The sequence below is a fragment of the Streptomyces sp. NRRL S-337 genome (assembly GCF_000720175.1).
Classification (GTDB): Bacteria; Actinomycetota; Actinomycetes; order Streptomycetales; family Streptomycetaceae; genus Streptomyces; species Streptomyces siderophoricus.
The window spans coordinates 1-15593 of sequence record NZ_JOIX01000039.1; the positions used below are offsets into that span (position 1 = coordinate 1).

Here is a 15593-nt window from a genome sequence, read left to right on the forward strand (position 1 = left end):
TGTTTGGGACTGCTGTCGCTTTACGTCCCAAACACCGGCCCCTCCGGCCCGTCCCCTCCCGTTGGGGGAGGGGGAAGAGGTGGGTGGGGGTGGGCGTTGGGGGTACAAGGGGGTCTGCGGACCCGTAGGGGTGGGTCGAACAGATCCCGTAAGGGTCGCGAGGGCCCCCTGCGGGGCCACAACTGGGCGCGCCGGGGAAGCTATTCCCGCTGACCGGCGACGGTCAGGTGTACGCGGCACAACGCGCGCCCCCACTTAGCCGCACACTCCCCCTACCGGGAGGGGACGGGCCGGAGGGGCCGGTTGTGTGGACGTAGAGCGTCAGCAGTCCACACAACCGGCCCCGGAGGCCCGTCACCGCACCCACAACAAACCCAGCCCACCGCAGGCGCAACGGCGAACAACACCCGCGGCGGGACGGCCAGCAACGTACGCGGCGCCGCAAAGCGCAACGGCGACCAAGCCCCGCGGCGGGAAAGCCAACTACGTGGGGGGATCAAACATCCGTAAGGCGGACCCCCGCATGCGCCTTGTAGCGGCGGTTCACCGAGATCAGGTTCGCCACCAGCGACTCCACCTGGTGTGCGTTGCGCAGCCGGCCCGCGAAGACGCCGCGCATGCCGGGGATGCGGGCGGCCAGGGCCTGGACCAGGTTCGTGTCGGCGCGGGACTCGCCGAGGACCATCACGTCGGTGTCGATCTGCTCGACCTCGGGGTCCTGGAGCAGCACCGCGGACAGGTGGTGGAAGGCCGCGGTGACCCGGGAGTCCGGCAGCAGCGCGGCGGCCTGTTCGGCCGCGCTGCCTTCCTCCGGCTTCAGCGCGTAGGCGCCCTTCTTGTCGAAGCCCAGCGGGTTGACGCAGTCGATCACGAGCTTGCCGGCCAGCGGCTCGCGCAGGGCCTGGAGCGTCTTGGCGTGGCCCTCCCACGGCACGGCGACGATCACCACGTCGCTGCGGCGCGCGCACTCCGCGTTCGCCGCGCCCTCGATGCCGAGGCCGAGTTCCGAGGCGGCGGTCTGTGCGCGCTCGGCGGCGCGGGAGCCGATGATCACCTTCTGGCCGGCCTTGGCGAGCCGGTAGGCCAGGCCGCGGCCCTGGTCACCGGTGCCGCCGAGGACACCGACCACGAGACCGGACACGTCCGGGAGGTCCCACGGGTCGCGCTGGAGGGCGGCCTTGGCGCGGGTCGCGGCGTTCGGGGACTGGGCATCGTCAGGAGTAGTCATGACAGCGATCCTGTCACGCGGGTGCGGCCGGGCGCGGGCCGGTGAGCGGGTGGTGCCGCGGTCGCCGGCCCGCCCGCGTCACGCCTTGACGCTGCCCTCCGTCAGCCCCGTGCGCCAGTACCGCTGCAGGACGGTCATCAGCACCATCAGCGGCACCACGGAGAGGAACGCGCCGCCCACTGTGTACTGGTAGAGCACCGGCTGCCGGTCCGCGTAGCCGGTCCAGCTGGTCAGGCCCAGCTGGATCGGGTAGAGGTCGGAGTCGGAGAGCATGACCAGCGGCAGGAAGTAGTTGTTCCAGATGTGGACGAACTGGAAGAGGAAGACGGTGACCAGGGCCGGGGTCATCAGCCGCAGGCCCACGCCCGCGAAGATCCGGGCCTCTCCCGCGCCGTCGATCCGGGCCGCCTCCAGCAGCGAGTCGGGGACCGCGGCGGTCGCGTAGATCCGGCAGAGATAGACGCCGAACGGGCTGACCACGCTCGGGATCAGCACCGCCCAGTAGGTGTCGGCCAGGCCCATCGCGCTGAAGAGGAAGTAGAGCGGGAGGGCGAGCGCGGTGCCGGGGATGAGGACGCCGGCGAGGACGAGGTTGAAGACCGCCTCCCGGCCGGGGAAGGGGAATTTGGCCAGCGCGTAGCCGGCCGCGGCGGACAGCAGGGTGGCGCAGACCGCGCCGATCCCGGCGTAGAGCAGGGAGTTGGCGAACCAGCGGGCGTAGATGCCGTGGTCGTAGGTGAGGACGTCGGCGAGGTGGCCGAGGGGGTCGGGGTGGCCGGCGAACCAGAAGCCGAAGGTGCCGAAGAGTTCGGCGCTGTTCTTGGTGGTGGAGACGACCAGCCAGTAGACGGGCACCAGGAAGTACAGCGCGGCGACGGTCAGCAGGGAGGCGGTGATGATCCGGTAGCGGACCGGCGGCAGGGTCGTCCGGGAGCGGACGGTGGGCCGGGTCATCGGCGTCGCTCCTTCGCCCGTCCGCCGACCAGCCGCAGGAAGCCGAACGACAGCACGCACGCCACCAGCGCGAGCAGCACCGACTCGGCCGCCGCCACGTGCGGGTTGTTGCCGACGAACGCCTCGCTGTAGGCGTGCAGGTTGGGGGTGAAGCCGGAGTCGATGGACGAGGCGAGCGGGCGCAGCACCATCGGCTCGGCGAACAGCTGGAGGGTGCCGATGATGCTGAAGACGGTGGTGAGGACGAGCGCGGGGCGGATGAGCGGGAGCTTGACGTGCCGGGCGACCTGCCAGGCGGAGGCGCCGTCGATCCGGGCCGCTTCGTACAGCTCGCCGGGTACGGACTTCAGCTGGGCGATCAGCACCAGCATGTTGTAGCCGGTGAACTGCCAGGTGACGATGTTGGCGATGGACCACAGGACGGTGCCGCGGGAGAGGAAGTCGACGTCCCAGCCGGCCGCGTCGGCGATCTTCACCAGCGGGCTGATGCCGGGGACGTAGAGGAAGCCCCAGAGGATCGAGGCGATCACGCCGGGCACGCCGTAGGGCAGGAAGAAGGCGCTGCGGAAGAAGGCGATGCCGCGGGCGCCGGCGCTCTCCAGGAGCAGTGCGAGGGCGGTGGCGAGGGCGATCATCAGCGGGATCTGTACGGCGCCGAAGAGCAGCACCCGGCCGAAGCCGGCCAGGAACCGCTCGTCGGCGAGGGCGTGCGCGTAGTTGGCGAGGCCGGCGAACGCCTCGTGTTCGTTGCCGCCGAGGCCGAGCGGGCCGGTGCGTTCGGTGCGGTGCAGGCTCTGCTGGACGGCGTAGCCGATGGGCGCGACGAAGCAGAGGCCGAAGAGGGCGAGGAAGGGCAGGACGAAGGCGGCGGCGGCGCGGGCGTTGCGGGTCTCGGTGCGGGAGATCCGGCGTCGGCGGCGGCCGGGCGGGTCCGGCCGCCGGGCGGTGTCCGGCGCGGTGCGGCCCAGGGTGTCCCGGCTCACCCGCCGCTCTCCACCTTCAGGCCCTTGCCCTGGAGGTCGGACAGCGTCTGGCGCTGCACCTTGGTGAGGGCCGCGCGGAACGAGCTGCCGTCGGCGAGGGCGTCGGTGAAGGCGTCGCCGAGCCGCTGGTAGAGGGTGTCCACGCCGGGGCCCCACCGCCAGCTGGTGTCGACGTGCGCACCGGCGTCGGCGAAGACCTTGCTGTACGCCTGGCCGCCGAAGAAGGCCCGGTCGGCGTCGAGGGCGTCGGTGGCGTAGCCCTGTTTGGCGCTGGGGAAGCCGTAGCCGCCGGCGATCAGGAGGGCGATCGACTCGGGGTCGGTGTTGAGCCAGATCGCGAAGTCGAGGGCGTCCTTGGGGTAGCTCGCCTTGGCGAAGACGGCGGTGGTGGAGCCGCCCCAGTTGGCGAAGACCCGTTCGCCGGCCTTCCACTGGGGCAGCGGCGCGGCCCGCCATTTCCCCTTGGTGCCCGGTGCGTTGCCGACCAGCAGGGCGTCGCCCCAACTGGCGCCCACCCAGGCGGTGATGGCGCCGGTCTGAAGGTCCTTGTACCAGGCGTTCTGGCGGTCCGGGATGGTCTTGACGAGCTTCTGCTTGACCAGGGACTCCCAGTAGTCGGCGACCCGGCGGGTGGGTTCGTCATCGATGTGCACGATCCAGGTGTCGCCGTGGGTCGCGTACCACTTGGCGCCGGCCTGCCAGGCGAGGCCGGCGAAGCGGTTGCCGTTGGTGGGGGCGAAGGTCTCGATCCAGGCGCCCTTCTTGCGGATCACCTTGGCGGCGGCCTCGTACTCGTCCCACGTCCCAGGAGCCTTCAGGCCCCATTTGTCGAAGAGGTCCTGGCGGACGAACAGGCCCATCGGGCCGGAGGCCTGCGGGATGGCGTAGATGCCCTTGCCGAAGACGGACTGCTGCCACTGCCAGCCGAAGAACTTGTCCTTGTGGCGGGCGGCGCCGAGCGGGGCGAGGTCGAGCAGCCCGTTGTCGAGCAGGAAGCTGGGGACGACGGGGAACTCGATCTGGCCGAGGTCGGGCGGGTTGCCGGCCTTGACGGCGGCGTGCATCTTGGCGTACTGCTCCCCGTTGACGGCCGACACCTTCTCGACCTTGATCTGGACGTCGGGGTTCTTGCGGTTCCACAGGTCGACGGGTTTGTCGATGCCCGGCACCCAGGACCAGAAGGTCAGCGTGATCTTCTGGCCCTTCTTGCGCTCCCGGGGCGCGTCGGCGTCGCCGTCCCCGCCGTCGCCGCAGCCGGCGAGTGCGAGACCGGCGGCGAGCGCGGCCGCCCCGCCGAGGACCGTTCTGCGGGGCGTACGGGGCAGATGGGGCACGGGGTTGCGGGTCATGCCGGCTCCTCCACGGGGATGCGGCGGAAGGTGATCGTCGAGTACGCGCTGAAGTCGCCGGTCTCGTGGAGCAGTCCGGCGGTGTTTTGGTCCGGCGCGCGCCGGGTCATCAGGCGTTCGACCTGGTCGGTGGGGGCGCGGGGCGGGTTCCAGGTCGCGCCGTCGTCGTCGCCGTGCCGGAGCCGTACGCGGCGGCCGTCGGCGGGCGGGTCAGCGGGGATCCGGAAGCTGGTGTACCGCTCGGTCCCGGCCCGGTACGGCACCGAGCTCTCGTACGCCATGGGTCACCCCCAGAGGGCAGGGACGTAGGATGTCCCTTGTCCTGGGGACCATAGGGAGCGCCCAACTGACCGTCAAGGCAGCGCACATGACGCTTTTCCGTGTCGGCGACGGAACGGCTGACGGGGCGTGACATCGCGGTGAACGGGCGGGCCCGGGACGGCGTCCCGCGTCGCCCGCCCGCACCACCGGGCCGGGCCCGCGCCTTCGCTACTCGGCCAGGCGGCGCCGGATGCCGTCGAAGTGCCGGTGCATGGCCTCCACGGCACGGTCGCCGTCACCGGCCTCCAACGCGTCGACGATCTCCTTGTGCTGGCGGTAGGTGAGCTCCGGGTCCGGGCGGTCGTCGGAGAGGTCCTCGCGCACCCGGCGCAGCGCCGCCCAGAAGGCGTCCAGCACCTCGCTCAGCAGGTGGTTGCCCATCGAGCGGTACAGGGCGAGGTGGAAGGCCCGGTCGGTGGCGCTTTGCACCATGCCACCGCGCGCCTCCTCCGCCATCCGCTGCACCAGGCCCTTGAGGACGGTGAGGTCCTCGGCGGGCAGCCGGCGGGCGACGGCGGCGATCAGGCCGGCCTCCAGCGCCTCGCGGACCTCCATCAGCTCGTACAGGCTCGGTTCGCCCTGGTGGTGGCGGACCGCGGCGCGGAAGGCGACCCCCTCGACGAACGGCTCCAGGGTGAGCGGGCCGACGTAGGTGCCGAAGCCGTGCCGGATCTCGACGATGCGCATGGCCTGCAGCGCCTTGAGCGCCTCGCGCACCGAGTTGCGGCTGACGTCGAGCAGGCCGACCAGTTCGGCCTCGGTGGGCAGCGGATCGCCCGGGACCAGTCTGCGGCGCAGGATCAACTGCTTGATCCGTCCCTGCACTTCCTCGGACATCGTCCCTCGTGCCATGGCATTTCTCCCTCTCCCGCACGCACCGCTGCCGCGCCGCCGCCCCTCCCCCACGCTCTTGGGGAGCAGGGGGACCCCGTCCCGCCCGCCCCCGCCGGGGCCGCGGATCCTTCCGACCGCCTGTGAACAGGTCTATTGTGCTCCGACATAGGACATCCCACGTCCTATGTGTTTCACGACCACCCGGAGCCCGCCATGGCCCTGCCCACCCCCCTCCACGGCCCTCTCCACGGACCCCTCCACGGACCCCTTCGCGGCGTGATTCCCCCGGTCTGCACCCCGCTCGACCGGCGGGGCGAGGTCGACACCGCCTCCCTGACGCGCCTGGTGCACCACCTCCTCGCCGCCGGGGTGCACGGACTCTTCGCCCTCGGCTCCACCGGCGAGGTCGCCTACCTCACCGACCACCAACGGGCCACCGCCCTGGAGACCGTCATCAAGGCCGCGGACGGCCGGGTCCCGGTCCTCGCCGGCGTCATCGACACCACCACCCCCCGGGTCCTTGACCACGCCCGCGCCGCCGCCGCGCTCGGCGCCGATGCCCTGGTCGCCACCGCGCCCTTCTACACCCGCACCCACCCCCGGGAGATCGCCGCCCACTTCCGCCATCTGCGCACGGCCGTGGACCGCCCGCTGTTCGCCTACGACATCCCGATGGCCGTGCCCAGCAGGCTCACCCCCACCGTGGTGCGCGAGCTGGCCGAGGACGGCACGCTGACCGGGCTGAAGGACAGCAGCGGCGACGAGGGCGCGCTGCGCCGGCTGCTCGTCGCACTCGGCGGCCGCGCCGGCCGGCACACCGGCCCGGCCCCCGGCTTCATCCTCCTCACCGGCTCCGAACTGACCGTGGACGGCGCCCTGTTGGCGGGCGCGGACGGCGTCGTCCCGGGGCTCGGCAACGTCGATCCGGCCGGCTACGTACGCCTCTACGAGGCGGCGCGGGCCGGCGACTGGGAGCGCGCGGCCGCCGAACAGGAGCGCCTGGTCGCGCTGTTCGGGATGGTCGACGCCGGCCCGGAGGCCGAGATGGGCCGCAGTTCCTCGGCGCTCGGCGCCTTCAAGGCGGCACTGCGGCTCCTGGGCGTCATCGAGCACGGCGCCACCGCCTTCCCCCAGCTGCCGTTGAGCGAGGAGTCCGTCCGGGAGGTAGGACGTCGGCTGACGGTCGCCGGTCTGGAACCGGTGGCCCGTACGGGTGACATCGGTTGAAAGAACAACGAGGTGCCGGGGCGCTGCGGCAGGATCCTGGCCATGGATGCCGTACGGGTCGCCCTGCTGCGTGAGGTGCTCGCCGGGACCGAGTGGATCCAGGCCACCCGGCGGTTCGCGGGGTCACTGCGCACCGCCGTCGCCCCGCACGGCGGCGGACTGCTGCTGGTCGGCGGTGCGGGGTACGAGCCCTGGCATCTGGCCGCCCATCTGGACGACGAGGCCGCCTGGTCGGGGCTGCCGGAGCTGTCGCCGACCCTGGTGCGGCACCGCGTTCCCGCCGGCGCCCCGGCCCATCTGGCCGTCGGGCCGGGCCGGCTGGCCGCGGCCGGGCGGGGCGAGACCCTGCTGGTCGTCGCGCCCGAGCAGCCGGGCGCCGAGCTGCTGGAACGGGTGCACGACGCCCGCCGCAACGGTGCCACGGTGCTCGCCCTGGACGGCGGCGACCGCGATCTGCACGCGCTCGCGCACGACGCCCTGACCGCGTCGGCGCCCCCGCCCGACGTCGACCCCGACAGCGACCCCGACGGCACCCCCGGCACCGGCCCCGGCCCCGATCCCGAGGACGTCGCCTCCCAGGGCCTCGACCTCGATACGGTCCAGCACCTGGTGAGCGCGGCCGCCGGCGAGAACAGCCTGCCCGCACCCCGCGGCCGCCGCCGCTTCCGGGACCGCCTGGCCCGGCTCGCCGACGAACTGACCGCTCCCCCGCCACCGCGCTGGTAGCCGGGCGGGTACGCAGGCGGCGGCCCTCCGCCCTCCGTGGGCCGGCCCCCTGCGCCCACCCGCTCCGCCGCCGAAAATCGGGCGGGCCCGTCCTGGGCGTACGGCGTCGACGCGGCCACCTACGCCGGCTCGCTCCTGCTCTCCGTGCGGCTGGCCCGTCGCCCGCCGCGCACGACGCTGGTACGACGCCCGAACCGACGAGCACGCCCGCCGTACACGGGGGCGGCGGGGCCCTCACCGTCCAGCGGCTCACACCTGGAGGACCGGCTAGTCCTCTTCGCGGTCCCCGCCCTTGCCCATGTCGTGCCACTTGGGGTCGGTCTCCCACTCCAGGTTCCGCTCGCGGGCGGTCTCCATGGCGTGCGCGGCCTCCTCGCGGGTGTCGTAGGGGCCGAAGCGGTCGGCGGCGCGGCACTGGGGGCCTTCCTCGACCGTGCCGTGCTTGAGGCAGTAGAACCACTCGCCCGGCTTTCCGACCGTCCGCCTCTTGAAGAGCGCCATCGCCGCCTCCTGTGGGGTGCTCCGTGCCACCATCCTGCCCGACGGGCCGCGGATACACTCGCTGGCATGTCTGGCCAGTCGCTTCTTGTCCCGGGGAAGATCTCCCCCACCCGCCCCGTCCCCGCCTCGATCCCGCGCCCCGAGTACGTCGGGAAGGACGCGCCCACGCCCTACACCGGGCCCGAGGTGCAGGACGCCGAAACGATCGAGCGGATGCGGATCGCCGGCCGGATCGCCGCCCAGGCGATGGCGGAGGCCGCCAAGCACATCCAGCCCGGCGTGACGACCGACGAACTCGACCGGGTGGCCCACGAGTTCATGTGCGACCACGGTGCCTACCCGTCCACGCTCGGCTACCGCGGTTTCCCCAAGTCGCTGTGCTCCTCGCTCAACGAGGTCATCTGCCACGGCATCCCGGACTCCACCGTCCTCAAGGACGGCGACATCGTGAACCTGGACGTGACCGCGTACATCCACGGTGTGCACGGCGACAACAACGCCACGTACCTGTGCGGTGAGGTGGACGAGGAGTCCCGGCTGCTGGTCGAGCGCACGCAGGAGGCGCTCAACCGGGCGATCAAGGCGGTCAAGCCGGGCCGTCAGATCAACATCATCGGCCGGGTCATCGAGTCCTACGCCAAGCGCTTCGGCTACGGCGTGGTCCGTGACTTCACCGGTCACGGCATCAACTCGTCGTTCCACTCCGGTCTGATCGTTCCGCACTACGACAGCCCGCACCACACCACCGACATCAAGCCCGGCATGACGTTCACCATCGAGCCGATGCTGACGCTGGGCACGCACGAGTACGACATGTGGTCGGACGGCTGGACCGTGGTCACCAAGGACCGCAAGCGGACCGCGCAGTTCGAGCACACCCTGGTGGTCACGGAGACCGGCGCGGAGATCCTGACCCTGCCCTGAGCGCGGGTGCGTGGGCGGGGCGGCCCCGGCCTGTGGCCGCCTCGCGCCCGGGGCACGGGCCTGGCAGAATTTTTACCGACAGCACGTCGGAAACGCCCCTACACTGATTTACCGACACCGAGTCGGTAAAGCTGCCGGCCGTTCGCGCCCCTCGGCCCCGGAGGTCCGTCATGGAACCGTCCAGCCCGGCCCCGCACCCCTCGCCCGTCGCACCCGCTCCGTCCACCCCGTTCTCGACGGTGATCCGGACCGCGTCCCACGCGCAGCACACCGAGGCCGAGAACTCCTCGTTCATGAGCGACCTCCTCGGCGGCAGGCTCGGCGTCACGGCGTACCGGCGCTACACCGAGCAGCTGTGGTTCGTCTACCGCGCCCTGGAGGACGCCACCGCGGTGCTCGCCGGCGACCCGGTGGCGGGCCCGTTCCTCCGTCCCGAGCTGGCCCGCACCCCCGAGCTGGAACGCGACCTCGCCCACCTCGGCGGCCCGTCCTGGCGCACGGGCCTGCGGCCGCTGCCGGCCACCGCCGCCTACGCCGCCCGCGTCACGGAATGCGCCCGCACCTGGCCGGCCGGCTATGTGGCGCACCACTACACCCGCTACCTCGGCGACCTCTCCGGCGGCCAGATCATCCGCGGCACCGCCGAGAAGACCTGGGGCTTCGCGCGCAAGGGCGACGGCGTCCGCTTCTACGTCTTCGAGGGCATCGCCAACCCCGCCGCCTTCAAGCGCAGTTACCGCGCCCTGCTGGACGCCCTGCCGGTGGACGAGGTCGAAAAGCAGCGTGTGATCGAGGAATGCCGCCGGGCCTTCCGTCTGAACAGCGCGGTCTTCCACGCACTGGGCGAGGAGTTCCCGCTCAGCGCGTAGGAAGAGCAACGCCCGGGCGGCGGCGCGCCGTTACGCCGCCGGGCGCCGCACCCGGCCGCCGACGGCGAGGGTGCCGTCGGGGTGGACCCGGGTGAAGATCTGCGACGCCGCTCCCTGATGGATCGTCAAGGGGCGGGCCAGTTGGTGGGTGAGGAGCATGGCGGCGGCGCCGGTGGCCTCGTCCTCGGCGATGTTGTCGCCGCGGCGCGGGAAGCCGCGGGCGCGGACCACACCGGCGGGTTCGTCCTGCCAGGCCCAGGCGTAGAGCCAGCCCTCCCCCGGCGGCGGGGCGGGCAGGGCGTCGACCTCGGCGACCGAGGCGAGGCGTTCGGTGCGGCGCGGCGGCACCCATTCCGGGCGGCCGCGGACCCAGGTGAGGTCGTCCTCGAAGCTCACCGTGACCTCGCCGGCCGGCGGGCGGAGGGTGCGCGGCGGCCGGCCCTGTTCGCGCAGGAGCCAGGCCAGGCCGACGAGCGGATGCCCGGCGAACGGGAGCCGGACGCTCGGGGTGTGGATGTCGACGGCGCCCCGGTCAGGGTCGTCGAGGAACACGGTTTCGCTGAAGCCGAGCCGGGCGGCGAGGGCGGCGCGTTCGACGGGACCGGGGAGCGCCGCCCCGTCCCGCACCACCGCCAGTTCATTGCCCCCGGCGCCGTCCGGTCCGCAGAACACCCGGAGTACCTCGTGTGCGGTCATCGGGACATTGAACCGCGGGGCCGGGCGAGACCGCGCGGACCAGGGTCCGGCGCAGTCCGGCGCAGAGCACGCGGGCGCGGGTCACGGTCGGCGGGAACGGCGTCATGGAGCACCCCCGGAGAAAACGACTTCTTAGGTAAGGCTAACCTAATTAGCGCGAGGCAGGATCTTCGCCCCACGGGCGACGAGGGACGAAAAACCCCGGTCACAGGCCGTCTCGACAGTGGGCCCTTACCTTGACCGGCGCATGACCGTTCCGTGATGTGTGGCGGGCCAATCCGTGATGGGGCCGTTGCGTATGAGAGCGGGATCACTGGACAGGGCGGGCAGAAATAGGTAAGCCTCAGATAAGTTAGGGCCGCCTTAGTGGTGGCTCCGGCCATTGTTTACCGTTCCTGTGCACAGTTTCTTCGTCCTAGCCCGCTTGGAGCCCCGTATGCGAGCCCTTCGCTCCTCCGCCGTCGCCGCCCTCGCCGCGGCCACGGCCGTCACCGCCGTCGCCGGCTGCGCCGCGAAGAACGACGGCAAGGGAGGCGGCAAGGGCGCAGTCAAGGTGACCGCGACCGACTCCAGCTGCGAGCTGTCGACCAAGGAGTTCCCGGCCGGGCACGTGCAGTTCTCGGTGGAGAACAAGGGCTCCAAGGTCACCGAGGTGTACGTCTACGCCCCGGGCGACCGGATCGTGACCGAGCGGGAGAACATCGGCCCCGGCACCAACGCCGAGATCACCGCGGAGATCAAGGCCGGTTCGTACGAAATAGCCTGCAAGCCGGGCATGAAGGGCAAGGGCATCCGGCAGAAGGTGACGGTCAGCGGCAAGGGGACGGCCGCCAAGCGCGACCCCAAGCTGGACGCCGCGGTCGCCGCGTACCGCGAGTACGTGCAGGAGCAGGCCGACCAGACGCTGCCGAAGGCCCAGAAGTTCGCCGACGCCGTCAAGGCCGGCGACCTGGAGGCCGCGAAGAAGGCCTATGCGCTGTCCCGGATCGGCTGGGAGCGCACCGAGCCGGTCGCCGAGTCGTTCGGCGACATCGACCCCAAGGTCGACGTGCGGGCCGACGGCCTCACCGGCGGCCAGAAGTGGACCGGCTGGCACAAGCTGGAGAAGTCCCTGTGGGAGGAGAAGAAGATCTCCGGGGACGACAAGAAGCTGGCCGACCAGCTGATCACCGACCTCAAGGACTGGCAGAAGCGGGTCGGCAAGGCCGAGATCACCCCGACCAGCATGGCCAACGGCGCCAAGGAACTGCTCGACGAGGTCGCCACCGGCAAGGTCACCGGTGAGGAAGAGCGCTACAGCCACACCGACCTGGTCGACTTCCAGGGCAACGTCGAGGGCGCCGAGAAGGCGTACCAGCTGCTCAAGCCGGTCGTCGCCAAGCACGAGCCGGCGCTGGCCAAGGAGCTGGACAAGCAGTTCGCGGCGATCCGCGCGCTGCTCGACGACCACCGTGACGACAAGTCCACCGACGGGTTCGTCTCGTACGACACCGTCGGCAAGGGCGACCGCAAGAAGCTCTCGGACGGCGTCAACGCGCTGGCCGAGCCGCTGTCGAAGCTGGCCGCAGCCGTGGCCACCGCCAAGTAGTCCGCCGCCGGGGCAGGGGATCAGGATGACGCAGCACGAGGACGGTATGGCAGACAAGACGGACGAGGCGACCGACGCGGCCGCCGGGGCCCCCGCGGACGGGCAGGCCGCCGGCGGGCGGGCGCCGTCCCGGCGTTCGCTGCTCGGCTGGGGCGGTGCGGGGCTGGCGCTCGGCGCGGTGGCGGCCGGCGGTACGGCCGCGGCGCTGCGGGCCGGCAACGACGTCCAGCCGGCCGGCGCGGACGCCACCGCGGGAGCCGCGGTGGCCTTCCACGGCCCGCACCAGGCCGGTATCGCCACCGCCGTCCAGGACCGGCTGCACTTCGCCGCGTTCGACGTCACCACCGACGACCGGGACGAGCTGATCGCCCTGCTCAAGGAGTGGACGAAGGCCGCCGCGCGGATGACGGCCGGTGACGCGGTCGGTGACGGCGCGGTCGGCGGGCTGGCGGAGGCGCCGCCGGACGACACCGGTGAGGCGCTCGGTCTGCCGCCGTCCCGGCTCACCCTCACCTTCGGCATCGGCCCGACGCTGTTCGAGAAGGACGGCAAGGACCGGTTCGGCATCAAGGACCGGCGGCCCGCGGCGCTGATCGATCTGCCGCAGTTCCCCGGTGACAACCTCGACAAGTCCCGCAGCGGCGGCGACCTGTGCGTCCAGGCGTGCGCGGACGACCCGCAGGTGGCCGTGCACGCCATCCGCAACCTCGCCCGGATCGGCTTCGGCAAGATAGCCATCCGCTGGTCGCAGCTCGGCTTCGGCAAGACGTCCTCGACCACGCCGGACGCCCAGACGCCGCGCAACATGATGGGCTTCAAGGACGGCACCCGGAACATCGCGGGCACCGACACCGCCGCGCTGGACAAGCACGTGTGGGTCGGCGACGGGGACGAGAAGGGCAAGGCCGGCTGGATGGCGGGCGGTTCGTACCTCGTCGCGCGCCGCATACGGATGCACATCGAGACCTGGGACCGCACCTCGCTCAAGGAGCAGGAGGACATCTTCGGCCGCGACAAGGGCGAGGGCGCCCCGGTCGGCCGGAAGAACGAGCGCGACGAGCCGCACCTGAAGTCGATGCTGCCGACCGCGCACGTCCGGCTCGCACACCCCGAGTCCAACGGCGGTATCCGCATCCTGCGCCGCGGCTACTCCTTCACCGACGGCACGGACGGACTGGGCCGGCTGGACGCCGGGCTGTTCTTCCTCGCCTACCAGCGCGACGTACGGCACGGTTTCGTGCCGCTGCAGCAGAAGCTGTCGCAGAACGACGCGCTCAACGAGTACATCCAGCACGTGGGTTCCGCGGTCTTCGCGGTCCCGCCGGGCGTCCGGAAGGCGGGCGACTGGTGGGGCCGGGGGCTGTTCGCCTGACACCGCCGCCACCGAAGAGATCGCCGTCCAAAACGGGCGGCCGCATGAAGGAAGGGAAGGGACCGGCGTGTTCGGCAATTACCTGATCGGACTGCGCGAGGGGCTGGAGGCCAGCCTCGTCGTGTGCATCCTCATCGCCTACCTGGTCAAGACCGGCCGGCGGGAGGCGCTGCGCCCGGTCTGGCTCGGCATCTCGCTCGCAGTGGTGCTGTCGTTCGCGTTCGGGGCGGCGCTGCAGTTCGGCTCGGAGACGCTGACGTTCAAGGCGCAGGAGGCGCTCGGCGGTTCGCTGTCGATCATCGCGGTGGGCCTGGTGACGTGGATGGTCTTCTGGATGCGGCGCACCGCGCGGCACCTGAAGAAGGAACTGCACGGCAAGCTGGACGCGGCGCTGCAGATGGGGACCGTGGCCCTGGTGGTCACCGCGTTCCTGTCGGTGGGCCGCGAGGGCCTGGAGACCGCGCTGTTCATCTGGACCGCCGCGCAGTCCGCCAACGACGGCGTACGGCCGCTGGTCGGGGCGCTGCTGGGGCTGGCGACCGCGGTGGTGCTGGGCTGGCTGTTCTACCGCGGTGCGGTGCGGATCAACCTCGCGAAGTTCTTCACCTGGACCGGCGGGATGCTGGTCGTGGTCGCGGCGGGCGTGCTGGCGTACGGCTTCCACGACCTGCAGGAGGCGGCCGTGCTGCCCGGGCTGGGCTCGCAGGCGTTCGACATCAGCGCGCAGATCCCGGCCGACAGCTGGTACGGCACCCTGCTGAAGGGCGTCTTCAACTTCCAGCCGGACCCGACCGTCCTCCAGGTCACGGTGTGGGCTCTCTATCTGATCCCCACGCTCGGCCTCTTCCTGGCCCCCGGTAGGGTGGCGCCGAATCGTGCCACCCCGGCGGCCACCCGGCCCGCCCCGGTCGCCCCGAAGGAGCCCGAGCCCCATGACACGCAGGTCGCCGTTCCGGGTGCCCGCAACAGTGACGTCGGCAGCGACGGCGCTGGTGATACTGAGCGGCTGCATGACGGTGCACGGCGAGCGGGAGATGCTGCCGGCGGTGACGAAGGCTGACGGCGCCAAGGCGCTGCAGCGCTTCGCGGCCGGCTTCAACAAGGCCAAGCGGCAGCTCGATCCGGAGCTCAACCCCTCGTTCGAGGGCGGCGCACTGCTCGCCCTCGACCAGGCGGGGATAAAGGCGGCGCACGCGCTGAAGCCGCAGGGCGACCCGGCCTACCCCGCCCTGGCGTTCAAGGACGCGCACTTCACGATCCCCAAGCAGGTGGGCTGGCCGAAGTACTTCATCGCCGACGCGGCCAGCAACCGCAAGGCGGCCGACGGTTCGTACAGCCGCTGGTTCCTGGTCTTCAGCCGCAACGGCATCAAGGAGAAGTGGCGGGCGGTCTACCTGGCGGAGTTCGCCGGCAACAAGGCGCCGGAGCTGAAGACTGACCAGGACGGCTTCGCCGAGGCGGTGCCGGCCGGTGCGAAGTCCGGGCTGACGGTCGATCCGGGCAAGCTGAGCCGGACGTACGCCGACTACCTCAACACCGGCAAGGGCAGCACCTTCGCGTCCGGCCCGAACACCGACGGCTGGCGGGCCCGCCGTGCGCGGGACACCAACCAGCCGGGCGCCCGCATCCTGTGGGAGGACACCGCCGCCGATTACCCGCCGGTGGCGCTGCGGACCACGGACGGCGGCGCGCTGGTGTTCTTCTCGACCTTCTACCACCAGCAGAAGACGGTCTCCACGGGGTCGGTGATCACAGTGCCGGCCCAGTTGCAGGGCCTGATGGACGGGCCGACGAAGAAGACCAACCGGATGGCCTTCACCACCGTCTCCGCGCAGGCGGTGACGGTGCCGGCGAAGGGCTCCGGGGGCAAGGTCACGGTGCTGAACCGGCGCGAGGCCAAGACGTCGGTCAAGCCGCTGTAGGCCGGCCGGGATCCGGACGACGGATCCGCCGCACGGATACGGACAAGGGGCCGCCGGGGTGTTTCCGGCGGCCCCTTGTCCGTACGGCGGGGGTCGTGA

The 15593-nt window shown here is 71.8% G+C and carries 16 protein-coding genes; 8 read left to right on the plus strand and 8 right to left on the minus strand.

Features of this window, described 5'->3' with window-relative positions; translation table 11 throughout:
* Nucleotides 1-496: 496 nt before the first annotated feature.
* From npdG to IG62_RS0124870, 6 genes are all read right to left on the minus strand, one after another.
* Nucleotides 497-1228 (minus strand): NADPH-dependent F420 reductase, encoded by a 732-nt coding sequence (gene npdG / locus IG62_RS0124845; protein ID WP_030807405.1) that lies wholly within the window; start codon nt 1226-1228, stop codon nt 497-499.
* 78 nt (nt 1229-1306) lie between these two features.
* Complete coding sequence (locus IG62_RS0124850; protein ID WP_030807408.1) at nt 1307-2182, minus strand: carbohydrate ABC transporter permease; 876 nt, start codon at nt 2180-2182, stop codon at nt 1307-1309.
* On the minus strand, nt 2179-3165 hold the full coding sequence (locus IG62_RS0124855; protein WP_030807411.1) for a carbohydrate ABC transporter permease: 987 nt from the start codon (nt 3163-3165) through the stop codon (nt 2179-2181). Before IG62_RS0124855 ends, IG62_RS0124850 begins: the two co-directional genes overlap by 4 nt.
* Entirely contained in the window at nt 3162-4514 is a 1353-nt protein-coding gene (locus IG62_RS0124860; RefSeq protein ID WP_030807414.1) for an ABC transporter substrate-binding protein, read from the minus strand. Before IG62_RS0124860 ends, IG62_RS0124855 begins: the two co-directional genes overlap by 4 nt.
* The gene (locus tag IG62_RS0124865) at nt 4511-4795 is read right to left on the minus strand and encodes a sialidase family protein (RefSeq protein ID WP_030807416.1); all 285 of its coding nucleotides are present in this window, start codon (nt 4793-4795) and stop codon (nt 4511-4513) included. The genes IG62_RS0124860 and IG62_RS0124865 overlap by 4 nt, the downstream gene beginning before the upstream one ends.
* 208 nt (nt 4796-5003) lie before the next feature.
* Nucleotides 5004-5687, minus strand: a complete 684-nt coding sequence (locus IG62_RS0124870; RefSeq protein ID WP_030807419.1) for a FadR/GntR family transcriptional regulator — start codon at nt 5685-5687, stop codon at nt 5004-5006.
* Nucleotides 5688-5882: 195 nt separating this feature from the next.
* Here IG62_RS0124870 and IG62_RS0124875 point away from each other — a divergent pair, with 195 nt between their 5' ends.
* Together IG62_RS0124875 and IG62_RS0124880 are read left to right on the plus strand one after the other, a co-directional pair.
* Entirely contained in the window at nt 5883-6896 is a 1014-nt protein-coding gene (locus tag IG62_RS0124875) for a dihydrodipicolinate synthase family protein (protein ID WP_051798536.1), read from the plus strand.
* A 42-nt stretch (nt 6897-6938) separates the two neighbouring features.
* Nucleotides 6939-7622: a hypothetical protein gene (locus IG62_RS0124880; RefSeq protein ID WP_030807425.1), complete on the plus strand. Its 684-nt coding sequence runs from the start codon at nt 6939-6941 to the stop codon at nt 7620-7622.
* A gap of 267 nt (nt 7623-7889) precedes the next feature.
* Here the strand turns inward: IG62_RS0124880 and IG62_RS0124885 are convergent, their stop codons facing one another.
* Nucleotides 7890-8123 (minus strand): hypothetical protein, encoded by a 234-nt coding sequence (locus tag IG62_RS0124885; RefSeq protein ID WP_030807428.1) that lies wholly within the window; start codon nt 8121-8123, stop codon nt 7890-7892.
* A 66-nt stretch (nt 8124-8189) separates the two neighbouring features.
* Between IG62_RS0124885 and map the strand changes: the two genes are divergently transcribed.
* Nucleotides 8190-9047, plus strand: coding sequence for a type I methionyl aminopeptidase (map, locus tag IG62_RS0124890; RefSeq protein ID WP_030807431.1), 858 nt, complete (start codon nt 8190-8192; stop codon nt 9045-9047).
* A gap of 170 nt (nt 9048-9217) precedes the next feature.
* Nucleotides 9218-9916, plus strand: a complete 699-nt coding sequence (locus tag IG62_RS0124895; protein ID WP_030807434.1) for a heme oxygenase (biliverdin-producing) — start codon at nt 9218-9220, stop codon at nt 9914-9916.
* A 30-nt stretch (nt 9917-9946) separates the two neighbouring features.
* Here the strand turns inward: IG62_RS0124895 and IG62_RS0124900 are convergent, their stop codons facing one another.
* Nucleotides 9947-10612, minus strand: a complete 666-nt coding sequence (locus tag IG62_RS0124900; RefSeq protein WP_030807437.1) for a PhzF family phenazine biosynthesis protein — start codon at nt 10610-10612, stop codon at nt 9947-9949.
* A 436-nt stretch (nt 10613-11048) separates the two neighbouring features.
* On the opposite strand from IG62_RS0124900, the gene efeO reads away from it, so the two are divergent.
* From efeO to IG62_RS0124920, 4 genes are all read left to right on the plus strand, one after another.
* Nucleotides 11049-12200, plus strand: a complete 1152-nt coding sequence (efeO, locus tag IG62_RS0124905; protein ID WP_030807440.1) for an iron uptake system protein EfeO — start codon at nt 11049-11051, stop codon at nt 12198-12200.
* A gap of 46 nt (nt 12201-12246) precedes the next feature.
* Nucleotides 12247-13572 (plus strand): iron uptake transporter deferrochelatase/peroxidase subunit, encoded by a 1326-nt coding sequence (efeB, locus tag IG62_RS0124910; RefSeq protein ID WP_051798544.1) that lies wholly within the window; start codon nt 12247-12249, stop codon nt 13570-13572.
* A 67-nt stretch (nt 13573-13639) separates the two neighbouring features.
* Nucleotides 13640-14632 (plus strand): iron uptake transporter permease EfeU, encoded by a 993-nt coding sequence (gene efeU, locus IG62_RS0124915; protein ID WP_030807446.1) that lies wholly within the window; start codon nt 13640-13642, stop codon nt 14630-14632.
* Nucleotides 14583-15494 (plus strand): hypothetical protein, encoded by a 912-nt coding sequence (locus IG62_RS0124920; RefSeq protein ID WP_030807450.1) that lies wholly within the window; start codon nt 14583-14585, stop codon nt 15492-15494. The genes efeU and IG62_RS0124920 overlap by 50 nt, the downstream gene beginning before the upstream one ends.
* Nucleotides 15495-15593 lie beyond the last annotated feature (99 nt).

Excerpts from the sequence above, each read along its gene's own strand:
- map (WP_030807431.1), top strand. The coding sequence starts at position 8,190 with ATGTCTGGCCAGTCGCTTCTTGTCCCGGGGAAGATCTCCCCCACCCGC.
- npdG (WP_030807405.1), bottom strand. The coding sequence starts at position 1,228 with ATGACTACTCCTGACGATGCCCAGTCCCCGAACGCCGCGACCCGCGCC.
- IG62_RS0124920 (WP_030807450.1), top strand. The coding sequence starts at position 14,583 with ATGACGGTGCACGGCGAGCGGGAGATGCTGCCGGCGGTGACGAAGGCT.
- IG62_RS0124900 (WP_030807437.1), bottom strand. The coding sequence starts at position 10,612 with ATGACCGCACACGAGGTACTCCGGGTGTTCTGCGGACCGGACGGCGCC.
- IG62_RS0124875 (WP_051798536.1), top strand. The coding sequence starts at position 5,883 with ATGGCCCTGCCCACCCCCCTCCACGGCCCTCTCCACGGACCCCTCCAC.
- IG62_RS0124860 (WP_030807414.1), bottom strand. The coding sequence starts at position 4,514 with ATGACCCGCAACCCCGTGCCCCATCTGCCCCGTACGCCCCGCAGAACG.
- IG62_RS0124850 (WP_030807408.1), bottom strand. The coding sequence starts at position 2,182 with ATGACCCGGCCCACCGTCCGCTCCCGGACGACCCTGCCGCCGGTCCGC.
- IG62_RS0124880 (WP_030807425.1), top strand. The coding sequence starts at position 6,939 with ATGGATGCCGTACGGGTCGCCCTGCTGCGTGAGGTGCTCGCCGGGACC.
- IG62_RS0124895 (WP_030807434.1), top strand. The coding sequence starts at position 9,218 with ATGGAACCGTCCAGCCCGGCCCCGCACCCCTCGCCCGTCGCACCCGCT.
- efeO (WP_030807440.1), top strand. The coding sequence starts at position 11,049 with ATGCGAGCCCTTCGCTCCTCCGCCGTCGCCGCCCTCGCCGCGGCCACG.
- efeB (WP_051798544.1), top strand. The coding sequence starts at position 12,247 with ATGGCAGACAAGACGGACGAGGCGACCGACGCGGCCGCCGGGGCCCCC.
- IG62_RS0124885 (WP_030807428.1), bottom strand. The coding sequence starts at position 8,123 with ATGGCGCTCTTCAAGAGGCGGACGGTCGGAAAGCCGGGCGAGTGGTTC.
- IG62_RS0124865 (WP_030807416.1), bottom strand. The coding sequence starts at position 4,795 with ATGGCGTACGAGAGCTCGGTGCCGTACCGGGCCGGGACCGAGCGGTAC.
- IG62_RS0124870 (WP_030807419.1), bottom strand. The coding sequence starts at position 5,687 with ATGGCACGAGGGACGATGTCCGAGGAAGTGCAGGGACGGATCAAGCAG.